At 59.2% G+C, this 14,208-nt stretch carries 9 protein-coding genes; 5 read left to right on the top strand and 4 right to left on the bottom strand.

Annotated elements, in window-relative coordinates; all coding sequences use genetic code 11:
• Positions 1-5: 5 nt before the first annotated feature.
• Entirely contained in the window at positions 6-1,187 is a 1,182-nt protein-coding gene (locus ACIP6T_RS16200) for an isochorismate synthase (protein ID WP_400458109.1), read from the bottom strand.
• A gap of 176 nt (positions 1,188-1,363) precedes the next feature.
• On the opposite strand from ACIP6T_RS16200, the gene fepB reads away from it, so the two are divergent.
• Positions 1,364-2,329: a Fe2+-enterobactin ABC transporter substrate-binding protein gene (gene fepB, locus ACIP6T_RS16195; protein ID WP_400458108.1), complete on the top strand. Its 966-nt coding sequence runs from the start codon at positions 1,364-1,366 to the stop codon at positions 2,327-2,329.
• Here fepB and entS read toward each other — a convergent pair.
• Entirely contained in the window at positions 2,324-3,574 is a 1,251-nt protein-coding gene (gene entS, locus ACIP6T_RS16190) for an enterobactin transporter EntS (RefSeq protein WP_400458107.1), read from the bottom strand. The two genes, fepB and entS, sit on opposite strands and share 6 nt — an antisense overlap.
• A gap of 141 nt (positions 3,575-3,715) precedes the next feature.
• Between entS and fepD the strand changes: the two genes are divergently transcribed.
• From fepD to ACIP6T_RS16175, 3 genes are read left to right on the top strand one after another with little or no spacing between them, the layout of a single operon-like run.
• Complete coding sequence (gene fepD / locus ACIP6T_RS16185; protein WP_097095097.1) at positions 3,716-4,705, top strand: Fe(3+)-siderophore ABC transporter permease; 990 nt, start codon at positions 3,716-3,718, stop codon at positions 4,703-4,705.
• Entirely contained in the window at positions 4,702-5,685 is a 984-nt protein-coding gene (gene fepG / locus ACIP6T_RS16180; RefSeq protein ID WP_400458106.1) for an iron-enterobactin ABC transporter permease, read from the top strand. The genes fepD and fepG overlap by 4 nt, the downstream gene beginning before the upstream one ends.
• On the top strand, positions 5,682-6,479 hold the full coding sequence (locus ACIP6T_RS16175; RefSeq protein WP_400458105.1) for an ATP-binding cassette domain-containing protein: 798 nt from the start codon (positions 5,682-5,684) through the stop codon (positions 6,477-6,479). The genes fepG and ACIP6T_RS16175 overlap by 4 nt, the downstream gene beginning before the upstream one ends.
• A gap of 70 nt (positions 6,480-6,549) precedes the next feature.
• On the opposite strand, the gene ACIP6T_RS16170 is transcribed toward ACIP6T_RS16175, so the two are convergent.
• Both ACIP6T_RS16170 and fes read right to left on the bottom strand, forming a co-directional pair.
• Entirely contained in the window at positions 6,550-10,461 is a 3,912-nt protein-coding gene (locus tag ACIP6T_RS16170) for an enterobactin synthase subunit F (RefSeq protein WP_400458104.1), read from the bottom strand.
• Positions 10,446-11,675 (bottom strand): enterochelin esterase, encoded by a 1,230-nt coding sequence (gene fes, locus ACIP6T_RS16165; protein WP_400458103.1) that lies wholly within the window; start codon positions 11,673-11,675, stop codon positions 10,446-10,448. Before fes ends, ACIP6T_RS16170 begins: the two co-directional genes overlap by 16 nt.
• Positions 11,676-11,931: 256 nt before the next feature.
• On the opposite strand from fes, the gene ACIP6T_RS16160 reads away from it, so the two are divergent.
• Positions 11,932-14,202 (top strand): TonB-dependent siderophore receptor, encoded by a 2,271-nt coding sequence (locus ACIP6T_RS16160; protein ID WP_097095092.1) that lies wholly within the window; start codon positions 11,932-11,934, stop codon positions 14,200-14,202.
• Positions 14,203-14,208: the final 6 nt, after the last annotated feature.

Here is a 14,208-nt window from a genome sequence, read left to right as displayed (position 1 = left end):
TTCCTTTATTGCAGTCCAAAGGCGCGCAACATGGTATCCAGCTTCACGCCGGTTTCGCGCCATTCTGATTCAGGTTGGGAGTCGGCGACGATGCCCGCGCCGGCAAACAGCCGCACACGCGTGCCGTGCACGGTGCCGCAGCGGATAGTCACTACCCATTCGCCATTGCCTTCGCTATCGCACCAGCCGACGATGCCGCCAAACAGCTGGCGATCAAAGGGTTCCAGCTGCTGGATGAGCTTCTGCGCGCGCTGATGCGGGAAGCCGCTCAGCGCTGGCGTTGGATGCAGCAGGCAGGCCAGCGACAGGGCATTTTCCTGCTCATTCTGGACTTCGCCGTCAATTTGCGTCGCCAGATGCCACAGCGTAGCGGTGGTGATCAGCGAAGGCGTGCTCGGTACTGACAGCAAACGGCTGCGCGGCTGCAGCGTATCGCGCATCGCGTCGGTCACCAGTTTGTGTTCATGGCGATCTTTGCTGGAATTCATCAGCGTGTTACCCGCCGCGCGATCCTGCTGCGCATCGCCATGATTGCGCCGTGCAGATCCGGCGAGCGGACAAGAACTGAAATCGCGACCTTGTTTACGCAGCATCAGTTCCGGGCTGGCACCGATCAGCGCACCGCCTTGCGGCAGCGGCAGATGGAAATGGTAGCTATTCGGATTCTGCGCAATCACGCGCTGCATCAACGTTGCCGTATCCACCGGCTGCTCCGTGACGATATCCATCAGGCGCGACAGCACCACTTTATCCAGCTCGCCGCGCTGCGTGGCTGCTACCGCATCTGCCACCATATTGAGGAAGACATCGTGGTCTGGTACCGGCGTGCGACGGCGCACCTCTGGCAGATCGCTGATGCCTTGCGGCAGTGCGTTTTGCAGGTCGTCTCGATTGAAGGTCTGATGGGCTTCGGGAATAAACAACGCCGAAGGCTGGCTGACATCGAATGGGATCGCCCCGACCAGAATCGGATTGGCGATGCCCTGTTTTTTCGCGGCAGCAAAGTGCTGACGCAGCTGTTGTTGGAAATCACCCTGCAGCGACGCGGCATCATGTACCGGCGCGCTAATGGTGGTATAGCATCCTTGCGTTGCCAAACTGCGCCACGGCGAGGTAAAGAGAAAACCACGGCAAAGCGCGGAATAATCCTTCAGCCAGGCATTTTCAAACGTGGTCGTTTCCACCATAATTTTCACCTATAAATGATAAGATTATTAAGAATGATTATCATTTTTATTATGGGCCTGTAACCTACGTCGATTGGGCAAAAGTGTCAATCCATTCGCGGGATTTCAGCGACCTTTTGACGTAATCAGGCGCTGACGCTGAACAGGGCAATATGCTAAAAAGTGGGCTAAAACTTATGAATAAATGCGGTTTTTGGGCTATTGCAGCCCTAATGAGTGTTTTCCAGATTTTCACCAGCGTCGCGCATGCCGAACAAGGTTGGCCGCGCACCCTTCAAGGGGCTAACGGATCGCTCACCTTAAACAAAGCGCCACAGCGTATTGTTTCCACCAGCGTCACGCTGACCGGTTCGCTGCTGGCGATTGATGCGCCGGTCATCGCCTCGGGTGCGACTGCACCCAATAGCCGTCTGGCCGACGAGCAGGGTTTCTTCCGCCAATGGAGCGAGGTCGCCAAACAGCACCAGCTCAAACGTCTGTACATTGGTGAACCGAGTGCCGAAGCGGTAGCAGCCGAAGCGCCGGACCTGATCATCGTCAGCGCCACCGGCAATGACTCCGCCATCAAACTCGTCGATCAGTTCTCTGCCATCGCACCGACGTTAGTGGTCAACTACGACGACAAAAGCTGGCAGGATGTGGTCACACTATTAGGCCAGGCCACCGGCCACGAGGCTCAGGCGGCACAGCGTGTTAACGCCTTCAACGATCGCGAAGCCGCGCTGAAGAAAGCCATCACGCTGCCGCCGCAGCCGGTTTCCGCCATGGTGTGGAACGGCGGTGGGCGCGCGGTCAACCTGTGGACCGCCGCCTCGGCGCAGGGCAAGCTGCTGGAACAACTCGGTTTCACCCTGGCGGTACCGCCGGCCAGCGTGGAGCAGAGCCACAGCATGGGACAGCGTAAAGACATCATTCAGCTGTCAGGCGAAAACCTCGCCAGCGGCCTGACGGGTAAAACCTTCCTGCTGTTTGCCGCCGACGATAAAACCACGCAGTCGGTGCTGAGCAATCCGTTCCTGGCGCAGAATGCTGCGGTGCAAAACAAGCAGGTGTACGAATTGGGTGTCGATTCGTTCCGTCTCGATTACTACAGCGCCAGCAATCTGCTCGCGCGTCTGGAAAAACTGTTCGTTAAATCATGATGCCTGTTCCGCCAGCTCTGGCGCTGGCGGGTGGTAACGACGTAAACGCCCCATCACTAACCACATCACCATGCCCAGCAGCGCCGCGGCGAAGCCAAACACCGCAGCGGCCTGCGGTGGCAGCAGCCAGGAACCCATCGCGCCAATCACCGCTGCACCAATCGCATCGCCAGTGACGTTCTGCGCGGTCCACAACCCATTGATGCGACCAAGCAAATGATCGGGCGTGAGCGCTTGAATCATCGCGTATTGCACCAAACTATTGATGGCGCTGAAGTAACCGAAGGCGACCAGACACGCTAACGCCAGCGGCAGGTTCGGCATCAGGCTAAACAAACCAAGGGCGATAAACGCCGCAATCGCGCTGCCGAGTATTAACTGCCCTGGACGCGCGGCGTGTTTCAGTTTGCCGCTGGTCAACGCGCCCACCGCGGCACCGAGCGGCACCGCGGCGTAAAGCAAACCCAGCTGGTCAGCACTCACTGACCAATGGGGCGCGAGTGCGGGATAGAGCACGCGCACTGCGCTGGCTAAGGTCACCAGCGCACCAATCAGCGCCACCATGCCGACAATCGGGCTGGCAAAAAGAAACTGCACGCCAGCAGCCAGGGATTTCAGCGGATGTTCACGCGGCTGCGGCGGAGGCGGCAAGTGCGGTAATTTTAACAGCGTCAACACCGTGAGCAGCGTGCCGAACGCGGCGAGGCCATAGTTCCAGGTTACGCCGCCGTGGGCAATCACCAGACCGGCAATCGCAGGTGACAAAATCGAGCCGAAGCGCACCGTTAACATGGTGATGGCTCCGGCCTGCATAATATTTTCACGCCCCACCAGCGCGGGCGTGGCGGCCAACAGCGCGGTGACGCCAATCGCCCCGAAGAAGCCATCCCAGAAGCCCAGCAGATAAACGGCGATTAACGAGGGTTCCGGCAGCGCGGCGTTGATCGCCAACGCGATAAAGCCTAAGCCGCAGGTGGATCGGGCCAGCAGAATCAGCTTTTTGCGCTCATGGCGATCTGCCAATACGCCGCCGGTCAGCAGACCAATAAACATGCCCGCAGCGGCCAGTGTCACCGCCAATCCCACCAGCAGCGGTGAATTTGTCATGTGCTGGATCTGCACCGGCACCGCGACGGCAAGCATGCCGAGCGCGACAATCGAGATAAAGCGCGCAATAAATACCGCGCGAAAAGCCGGATGGGTTTTCAGCAGTGAAAGATCGATAAAGTGGGAAGATTTGTTCATAGGTTCGCCTTTTTGCACCAATTTTCCTCATCGTCCGCGAGGCGAGTCATGGTAACATAGCTAAACGCGAGTAATAACGATAACCATTATCAAGTTGCATCGCGCATGCGACGACGTTGAACAGTGAAGGTTTAGAACGCTATGCGCCAGATCCGTGCATTGGCAGGCTCAGGGATTCTGCTCTTGCTCCTCATCGCTCTTAGCTTGATGCTAGGGGCCAAATCGATACCGCTTCCCGATGTTTATCATTCGCTTACCTCCAGCTGTAACAGCGCGGAGTGTGTGATTGTGCGTGACGCGCGCCTGCCGCGCACCCTGGCTGGTCTGCTGGCGGGTGTGGCGCTCGGGCTGGCCGGTGCCTTAATGCAGAGCCTGACGCGCAACCCGCTGGCCGATCCCGGTATTCTCGGCGTCAATGCTGGAGCCGGTTTCGCGGTGGTGATTGGCATAGCGCTGTTCGGCGCAGATTCGCCGGTAGATTGGCTCGGCTTCGCTTTTGCCGGTGCACTGCTCTCTTCGTTGCTGGTGGCATTGACCGGTGCGATTGGCGGCGGGCGCGTCAATCCGGTGCGTCTTACGCTGGCGGGCGTCGCGCTTGGCGCGGTGCTGGATGGGCTGACATCCGGCCTGTCGCTGCTCAATCCTGACATCTACGATCACCTGCGCTTCTGGCACAGCGGCTCGCTGGATATCCGCAATTTTACCGTGCTGCGCACGCTGTTTCCGGCGGTGCTGGTGGGCGGCGTGGTAGCGATTCTTCTGTCGCAGGCGCTTAACAGCCTGAGCATGGGCGGCGATATGGCCACCGCGCTCGGTACGCGCGTGGCGCGCACGCAGTTGCTTGGCCTGCTGGCGATTGCGCTGCTGTGCGGTGCAGCGACGGCGGCGGTGGGGCCAATTGCGTTTGTGGGCCTGATGACGCCGCACTTTGCCCGCTGGCTGGTAGGCAACGATCACCGCTGGATGCTGCCTGCAACCGCGCTGATTACACCGATTTTATTACTCGCCGCCGATATTCTTGGCCGCCTGCTGGTGGCGGGGGAGCTGCGGGTTTCCATCGTCACGGCAATGCTTGGTGCACCGATGCTGATTGTGCTGGTACGCCGCAAACTGGGCCGGGGTGGGCTATGACGTATCGTGCCTGGTTACACGCGCTTTGGCTGCTGCTTTGCTGCGGGCTGCTGGCGTATCTGGCGATGACGCGCGGCGCGTTACAGATTAGCGGCGAACAAATCGGGCAGCTGCTGCTCGGGCAGGGGGCCGGCAACGTCAAGCTGATCGTGCTGGAGTGGCGTTTGCCGCGCGTGCTGATGGCGTTGCTGATTGGTGCTGCGTTAGGGATTAGCGGGGCGATTTTCCAGTCGCTGCTGCGCAATCCACTCGGCAGTCCGGACATTCTCGGCTTTAACACCGGCGCTTACAGCGGCGTACTGGTGGCGTTAGTGCTGTTCAATCAAAGCGTCACGGCGATGACCGGCGCGGCGCTGATTGGCGGCATCGCCACGGCGGCGTTGGTGTATCTGTTCGCCTGGCGCAACGGCGTGGAAACCTTCCGCCTGATCATTGTTGGCATCAGCGTGCGCGCGCTGCTGATGGCGCTGAACTCGTGGCTGATTATCAGCGCGTCGCTGGAGTCGGCGCTGAGTGCCGGCTTATGGAGCGCCGGATCGCTCAACGGAATTACCTGGGCGAAAACGCCGCCGGTGATTGTGGTGCTGCTGCTGGCGTTACTGCTGATGGCGTTATTGGCGCGGCGCATGCGCCTGCTGGAGATGGGCGACGATACCGCCTGTGCGCTCGGCGTGCCGGTGGAGCGCAGCCGTATGTGGCTGATGCTGATTGGCGTGGTGTTAACGGCAGCATCAACGGCGCTGGTGGGACCGATTTCGTTTGTCGCGCTGCTGGCACCGCAAATTGCGCGTCGTCTTGGCGGCGGCATTAAAGGTGCATTGCTGCTCTCGGCGCTGTGTGGCGCACTGTTGCTACTTGCCGCTGACTATGCCGCACAGCATCTGTTTCTGCCTTATCAATTACCGGTTGGCGTGATTACCGTCATCCTCGGTGGACTTTATCTGATTGCTTTACTGGTGCGGGAGGCGCGACGCCAATGATCGATATCCCTTCACGTCTGCGCGGCGAAGGTTTGACGCTGGGCTACGATAAAAAAGTGGTGGCAGAGAATTTGTCGGTGGCGATTCCCGAGGGTGAACTGACGGTGATTATCGGCCCCAACGCCTGTGGAAAATCGACGTTACTGCGCACGCTCAGCCGCCTGCATACGCCGCTGAAAGGGGAAGTGCTACTGGATGGCGAAGCGATTGCGCGCTATCCCACGAAAGAAGTGGCGCGCCGTCTTGGCCTGCTGCCGCAAAGTTCGAACGCACCTGCGGGCATCAGCGTAACAGAGTTGGTGGCGCGCGGACGTTATCCGCATCAGGCGCTGTTTGGTCGCTGGCGTGCGGAAGATGAAGCGGCGGTGCAGCAGGCGATGCAGGCCACCGGCGTGGCCGACCTGGCGCAGCAATCGGTGGATACGCTATCGGGCGGTCAGCGCCAGCGCGTGTGGATTGCGATGGTGCTGGCGCAGGAAACGCCGCTGCTGCTGCTGGATGAGCCGACCACCTGGCTGGATATCACGCATCAAATTGAGTTGCTGGAGCTGATGCAGGAGTTGAATCAGCAGCATGGCCGCACGCTGGTGGTGGTGCTGCACGATCTCAACCACGCGTGTCGTTACGCCACGCACTTGATTGCCATGCGTTATGGCAAGATTGTCGCCGAGGGCAAACCGGCGGAGATCGTGACGCCGGCGTTGATCGAGCAGGTTTATGGTTTGCGCTGCGTGATTGTGGACGATCCGGTGGCGCATACGCCGATGATTGTGCCGCTGGGGCGCGGGGGATGATCAAGATTGCGCGATAAATCGCGCCGCTACGAATGTGTGCATTATTCCGTAGCGGCGCAATTTATTGCGCTTATTGCAATATATCCCTGAGCAGCGGTCCGATCTGCTCAAACATCTGCGGTGAAATGATCTCGACATGGGCACAATCCATGGGCCATACGTCCAGCTCACCCACATACGGTGCCCAGGCGCGGCGCGCATCCTGCCCTGGCTGCTGGGTTTGTTCGGCGAGGAACAGCGTGGCGCGGCCGTTAAACCGTGCACTGCGCGCGGTGGCCAGCAGGCGCACTGAACTGGCGTAATTGGCTTCGATGGTATCGAACATCGCGCGCATCTCTTCACCGGCCTGATGGCGCTGCGCAGCGATAAACTGCTCGCGCTCGCGATTCACCTCTTCCAATACCGCCGGATCCAGCACGTTCTCGCCGCGCCTCTCATCCCAGTTCTGGGTTTCCGGCGGCCAGGTATCCAGCAAGCCGAGGAAGGCCACTTCTTCGCCCGCCGCTTCCAGCCGTGCGGCAATGCCTTGCGCCAGCGTACCGCCGAGCGAATAGCCGAGGAAATAGTAAGGCCCGTGCGGCTGTACTTCGCGCAGGGTTTGCAGATGTGCGTCGCACACGTCGTCCAAATGCGCGCTTTGGTTCAGCGGGCTATCGATATCCGGCGACTGGATGCCGATCAACGACCAGCGCGGGTCGAGATAGCGTTGCAGGATGCTGAACTGCCAGGCAAAACCGGAGGCAGGATGGAAACAGAACAGCGTAGGTCCGTGACTCTTACGCAGCGGCAGCACCGCTTCGAAACCGGCCTGCTGATGGGATTGCGCATCGCTAAGCAGCGTAGCCAGCTTCTCCACCGTCGAGGCCACCATAATTTGCCCCACCGAGACCGGCAGTTGCAGCTCGCGACGCAGCCTGGCGGCTAAGCGCATTGCCAACAGCGAATGACCGCCAAGGGCGAAGAAATCATCCTGCGCGCTGATGGCATCGCGTGCCAGCAGCTGGCAGAAGGCATCTGCCAGAGTAGTTTCCAGACCCGCGTGTGGGGCACGTCCCGCGCGGGCCGTGGCGGATTCAGGCAGCGGCAGCGCTTTGCGATCCAGTTTACCGTTGCTGCTGAGCGGGAAGGCATCAAGCTGCACAATGGCAACGGGCACCATATGCGCCGGCAAGCGCTGCGCCAGCGCCTGACGCAGTGCTTCGCCATCCACCGGCTGCGCGGCAATCACGTAACCCACCAGCTGACGTGCATCACCCTGCGCCGCCGCGTCGCCCAGCACCACGGCATGCGTTACCGCTTGCTCAATGCCTGGCTGCGCGCTCATCACATGATCAATTTCGTTCAGTTCGATACGTTGACCGCGAATCTTCAGCTGATCGTCGCTGCGGCCAAGATATTCCACCGCGCCGTTATCCAGCCAGCGCGCCACGTCGCCGGTGAGGTACATGCGCTCACCGGGGCTGAAGGGATCGGCAATAAAACGGCTGGCGGTGAGATCGGGACGGCCCAAATAGCCGTGCGCCAGCTGCACGCCGGTTAAATAGAGATCGCCCGCCACGCCCGGCGGCACCGGTTGCATGCGGGCATCAAGAATGCGCAGGCCGGTATTCCACACCGGGAAACCAATCGGCACGCTGGCCCCTTCGACGGCGGCCAATGCATCACCAAACGCCGGATACCAGCTGACATCCACCGCAGCTTCGGTTGGACCATACAGATTGTGCAGCGGCACCCGCGTCAGCTTTTCCCATTCGCGTGATAAATCAGTCGGCAGCGCCTCACCGCTGCAGAACACGTTGCGCAGGCTGGCGCAGCAGGTAATTGCCTGTTGATCATCAAGGGCCGCGACAAAGGCCGCCAGCATCGAGGGTACGAAATGCGTAGTGGTGACTTTGTAGCGGGCAAACAGTTGCTGCAGCGCTTCAGGATCGCGATGCGCCTCGGGCGGCGCCATCACCAGCTGCGCGCCGACCAGCAGCGGCCAGAAGAATTCCCACACGGAAACGTCAAAGCTGCTCGGGGTTTTTTGTAAAACTACATCATCTGCTTGCAGCGGATAGCGATCCTGCATCCACAGCAGGCGATTGACGATGGCTTCATGGCCCACCAGCACGCCTTTAGGACGGCCGGTAGAACCCGAGGTGTAAATGATGTAGGCGCCATCCTGCGGCGTCGGTGCGCTGGCCGGTTGCGGCGCAGTTGGCGTGCGATACAGCGCATCAAAATGCAGCTGGTTTACCTGGGCGATAGTGCTAAAGCGCGCACTGAGCGCCGCGCAGGTGATCAGGGTTTTCGGCGCGGCGTCTTCCAGCATCAGCTGCAGGCGCTCGTCCGGATAGCCGGTATCGAGCGGTAAATACGCGGCGCCAAGCGCAACAATCGCCTGCAACGCCAGCGACAGCTGCACCGAGCGCGGCAGCGCTACCGCGACAATATCGCCACGCTGTACGCCTGCGGCGGTCAAATCCGCGGCCAGCGCAAACACCTGCTGCTGCATTTGGCGATAGCTCAGCTGATGCTGCGCATCGGCGAGCGCCGGGGCATCCGGCGTGCGTGCTGCCTGCTGCGCCAACAGCGAGGCCAGCGTTTCTGCCGGCAGCGGATGGGCGGTTTGGTTAATCGCGGCAATCTGCGCGTGCTCTTCGGCGGTGAGTAGATCGAGTTCACCACACGGTCGCTGCGGCTGCTTAGCCAGCTGATCCAGCAGCAGGGCGAAGCGGCTGGCATGGCGCTGCAAGGTCTGCTCGCTGTAGCGCTCGGCGTTAGCCAGCAGTTCAAGGGTTAATTCACCCTGCTCGCTGATATAGATGGCGATCTCCAGATCGCGTACCGGCCCGGATGCCAGCTGATGGGTGATGCCTTCTACGCCAGCGAAATCGAGCTGGTAATCAAACATCTTCAGGTTGATCACCGGACCGTACAGTGGATCGCCATCGCCGAGACGACCCAGATCGCGCTGCACCTGTTCGGCGTCATAGCGCTGATGACGACGCATCTTTTTCACTTCGCCCGCCAGCTGCGCGGCGAGGGTGCTCAGTGGCTGGGTGGGATCGTAATGTACCGCCATCGGCAACACGTTGATCACCGGCCCGGTGGCACACAAGGCGGCAGAACCGATACGACGCATAAAGATGAAGCCGGCGGCAAAGTCGTTTTGGCCGCTGAGACGTGCCAGCCACAGCGCAACGAGGGCAAAAGCCAGATCGGCGGCGCTGGAGTGCGGGCGCTGCTGCACCAGCGTCTGAAAGGTGCTGCGCTCCAGCGTCACGCTGTGGCGCAGTAGATCGGTGCTGGCGGTTTGTCCGGCGAGCGGCAGCGGTGAGAGCGAAGCCGGTGACGGCAGCGCCGCGCCTTTTTCACGCCAGAACTGGCCGTCACGCGCAAAGGAGGAGGATTCGCGGTAACGCTGATACTCGTCGACCACTTCACTAAACGGGATAAACGGCGTGGGCTCAGCAGGCTGCTGACACACTGCTGCGCTGTAAAGATTGGCGATGCGGCGGGTCAGCGCGGTGAAGCTGAAGCCATCCACCACCAAATGGTGATAGCGCTGATACCAGAACCAGTGGCGATCGCCAAGTTGGAAAAGAGTGTGATGCCACAGTTTTGCGCCGCTTAACACGCGCAGATCGCCATTCATATCGTCGCGCATCAGCCTGCGTGCTGTGGCGACGGCATCGGCCTCGCCGCGCAGATCGATAATCTGCGGCGGACTAAATTGTTGTGGCTGCAGCCACTGCAACGCTTCGCCTTCCACTTCGCCAAATGCCATGTTTAGCGTATCGGCTTCCTGCATGCCCGCGACAATTGACTGGGCCAGTAAGGCGCTATCAATGTCACCGCGCAGCTCAACAAAGTGCGCTACTGCATAAGCGTTGTGGTGCGGTGACAGCTGATCGGCAATCCAGATACCGGGCTGTGCCGCGACTAACGGCAAGGTTTGGTGGTCAATCATAGATTTATTCATCAGAGATTCGGACATGGATGCTCCGGTTGGTTCAACAGGGCTTGTAAGCCACTTAGCAGGCCACCGCGCCAGCAGAGCGCATCGTGGCCGCCTTCCACCGGCAGGTAATTCACCTGATAACCGGCGGCGTGAAGTTGCTGTTGTAGCTGTTGATTAGCTTGCAGAATTAAGCCTTCGCGCTTGCCTGCTTCCAGCCAGAAGCGCAGCGGTTGGCGCGGTGCAAGGCCGCGATCGAGTTCTTGCAGCAACCAGCCGTGGGGGTTGCCGCGCTCTGGCCACCAGAAGGAGCCGGAAAGGCTGAGCGCATTGCCAAAGGTTTCCGGCCAGTGCAGCGCGGCGAATACCGACGCGAGGCCGCCAAAACTTTGTCCGGCCACAATGGTGCTTGCCGCCTGTTGGCGATAAGGCACTGAGTGTGCCACCTGCGGCAACAGTTCTTGCTGGATGGCTTGCCAGAATTGCGGGTTGCACGGCAACTCCCGGCTGCGGTGATCGCGATCGATGATGTCGATAAACAGATACACCGCGGGCGGCAACGCGCCGTTATCGGTGAGCTGCTGTAGCGGCCCGGCAATCGGCATGTTGTGCGCCCAGAACTGGCCATCAAGCAAGATCGCCAGTGGACGCTGCTCAGGGGTCGCATCGCCGGTGGTGTAAATCCACACGGGGCGGCTATTGCCTAATAGCGCGCTATCCCATTGCAGCTGCTGCAGTTTTAGGGTGGGCGCCGTGCCGTTATCCAGCGCCTGCCACACCTGTTGATCCGGTGCCTGCGGGAGATGCAGCGGTGATACGTCCATGCCGCGTCCGCCCGACCAGCCACGCAAGTTGTTGAGTGGATCGGCCTGCGCCGTGGGAAATTTATCGCGCCACCAGCTGCGCAACGCATGCATGTCGGCCACGCCCGTGAAGTCGGTGGCCTGCTCATCGGGCATCAAACAATAACTACCGCGCCAGTTGGCGGGAAGCTCGGTTTGCCAGTACCACACGTTGGTTCCTGCCACACGCATCAACGATTGCGGTGGGCGACGCTGGTGGTGATCGGTGACACCCGTAATGTTGATCCACACGCGCTGGATGGAGGATTGAGTCTCGTCACCTTGCGGGTCGCGCCAGAAGAAAGTGACCCGACAGTGGCCATCATCGGCTAACTCAATACGGGGAATGCCTTGGGATTGTTGCGCCTGCCACCAGGCTGCGCTGCCGGTTACATCATTTCGCCAGGTCATAGGGCTGCCAGTCGGTGTTTACGCGGAGAGGGAGATAAGTTTGATGAATAATACTATTGATAATAATTTGCATTTGCAATAGGGTGGCTGCGCTCAAAAAAGAGCACGCTCGTTCCGCCTGACTCTTTCCATTTGGCAAGGTGATGCAAAGGAAGGGTTGGAGGGGCTGGATCCGGGCGCGTTAGGAACAGGGATCTTCTCACCGGCTCGCCACGCAAGCCTCAGGGTTTTTGCTGGCAATCCAGGAACGCATAAAATGAAAAATTACTCACGGTTATCATTAGCCATTCTGATTGAACTGGGGCTCAGCGCCTCACTGCTCTCCAGCGGTGCCTGGGCAGCGGACACTTCTTCCAGCAATACCTCTGTAAGCAGTACCGACGCCCAATCCATGGACGGCGGCACCTTAATGGTTACCGCGCAGCAGCAAAACCTGCAGGCGCCGGGGGTTTCAACTATCACCGCCGACGAAATTAAAAAACACCCGCCTGCGCGCGATGTCTCCGAGATCATCCGTACCATGCCGGGCGTGAATCTCACCGGTAACTCCACCAGCGGCCAGCGCGGTAACAATCGCCAGATCGATATTCGCGGCATGGGTCCGGAAAACACCCTGATCATGGTGGATGGCATGCCGATTACCAGCCGTAACTCGGTGCGCCTTGGCTGGCGTGGCGAGCGTGATACGCGCGGTGATACCAATTGGGTGCCACCGGAGATGATCGATCATATCGATGTGATTCGCGGGCCGGCAGCAGTGCGTTACGGCAACGGCGCGGCGGGCGGGGTGGTGAATATCATCACCAAAAAACAGACCGATCAGCAGTGGCACGGTTCCTGGAACACCTATTACAACGTGCCAGAACACAAAGCGGAAGGCGCTACCAAACGCACTAACTTCAGTCTGGAAGGGCCGCTGGGTGATGATTTCAACTTCCGCTTGTACGGCGGTTTAGCCAAAACTCAGGCCGATGCCTATGACATCAACGAGGGGCATGCGGCGGCGCGCACCGGTTCATACGCGGGCAGTTATCCAGCCGGGCGTGAAGGCTCGGTGAATAAAGATATCAATGCGTTACTGAGCTGGGCATTTGCGCCAATGCAAACGCTGGAGTGGCAGGCTGGCTACAGCCGCCAGGGCAACCTGTATGCTGGCGACACGCAGAACACCAACACCAGTGCGCTGGTGAAAAGCCTGTACGGTGATGAAACTAACCGCCTGTATCGGCAAAATGTCTCGCTGAAGTGGACGGGCGCATGGGATAACGGCGTCAGCACCAATACCTATGCGCGTTATGAGAAGACCCGCAACTCGCGCATCAATGAAGGTTTAGCGGGCGGCACTGAGGGCATCTTCTCGAATAGCGGTTTTAACACTATTCAGCTGGACGATGTGCTGCTGCATAGCGAAGTGAGCATTCCGTTTGAACTGCTGTTCAATCAAACTGCGACGCTGGGTACTGAATGGAACCAGCAGCGCATGAAAGATGGCTCCTCTAACACCCAGGCAGCGAGCTACGGTGCGGTGCCTGGCATCGATAACACTGGCCGCAGCCCGTATTCACAGGCAGAGATTTTTTCACTGTTTGCTGAAGACAACATGGAGTTGACCGACAGCACCATGCTGACGCCGAGTCTGCGTTTCGACCATCACTCGATAGTTGGCAACAACTGGAGCCCGTCGCTTAACCTGTCGCAAGGTTTAGGTGATGACTTCACCCTGAAGATGGGGATAGGGCGTGCGTATAAAGCGCCGAGCCTGTATCAGACCAACCCAAACTATCTGCTGTACAGCAATGGCCAAGGTTGCGCGGCCAGCACCGGCGCTTGTTATCTGCAGGGGAATAACGACCTGAAAGCGGAAAACAGCATCAACAAAGAGATTGGTCTTGAGTGGAAACATGAAGGATATCAGGCCGGTTTAACCTGGTTCCGCAACGATTACCGCAACAAGATCGAAGCCGGTTACTCGCCAGTGGGCAAAGCCTCTAATGGCACCACCGATATCTATAAGTGGGAAAATGTACCGAAAGCGGTGGTGGAAGGGCTGGAAGGTACCGTCAACGTGCCGTTTTCGGACAGCGTAACGTGGAACAACAACTTCACTTATATGCTGCAAAGTAAGAACAAAGAGACCGGCGATCGCTTATCGGTGATTCCGGAGTACACGCTAAACTCGACGCTGAGCTGGCAGGCAATGCAGGATCTGTCGCTGCAGACCACGCTGACCTGGTACGGTACCCAGACGCCGAAGAAATATGACTACAAAGGCAATACCTCAACCGGTAGCGCCACTGATACGGTGAGCCCTTATTCGATTATCGGCATGAGCGGCACCTACGATATCAATAAGTACGCCAGCGTCACGCTGGGTATCGATAACCTGTTCGATAAGCGTCACTACCGTGAAGGGAATGCGCAAACCACCGGCAATGCCACGACGAACTCGTATCTGTATGGCGCGGGGGCGAATACCTACAATGAATCAGGTCGTACTTATTATGTGAGTCTGAATACCCACTTCTGATGGCGT

The sequence above is a fragment of the Pantoea sp. NPDC088449 genome (assembly GCF_044753225.1).
GTDB classification, from domain to species: domain Bacteria; phylum Pseudomonadota; class Gammaproteobacteria; order Enterobacterales; family Enterobacteriaceae; genus Pantoea; species Pantoea floridensis.
This window is presented reverse-complemented; position numbering and strand designations above follow the sequence as displayed.

Bases quoted from the DNA above. Each gene is read 5' to 3' on its own strand.
- ACIP6T_RS16200 (WP_400458109.1), bottom strand. From the start codon at position 1,187: ATGGTGGAAACGACCACGTTTGAAAATGCCTGGCTGAAGGATTATTCC.
- fepB (WP_400458108.1), top strand. From the start codon at position 1,364: ATGAATAAATGCGGTTTTTGGGCTATTGCAGCCCTAATGAGTGTTTTC.
- entS (WP_400458107.1), bottom strand. From the start codon at position 3,574: ATGAACAAATCTTCCCACTTTATCGATCTTTCACTGCTGAAAACCCAT.
- fepD (WP_097095097.1), top strand. From the start codon at position 3,716: ATGCGCCAGATCCGTGCATTGGCAGGCTCAGGGATTCTGCTCTTGCTC.
- fepG (WP_400458106.1), top strand. From the start codon at position 4,702: ATGACGTATCGTGCCTGGTTACACGCGCTTTGGCTGCTGCTTTGCTGC.
- ACIP6T_RS16175 (WP_400458105.1), top strand. From the start codon at position 5,682: ATGATCGATATCCCTTCACGTCTGCGCGGCGAAGGTTTGACGCTGGGC.
- ACIP6T_RS16170 (WP_400458104.1), bottom strand. From the start codon at position 10,461: ATGTCCGAATCTCTGATGAATAAATCTATGATTGACCACCAAACCTTG.
- fes (WP_400458103.1), bottom strand. From the start codon at position 11,675: ATGACCTGGCGAAATGATGTAACCGGCAGCGCAGCCTGGTGGCAGGCG.
- ACIP6T_RS16160 (WP_097095092.1), top strand. From the start codon at position 11,932: ATGAAAAATTACTCACGGTTATCATTAGCCATTCTGATTGAACTGGGG.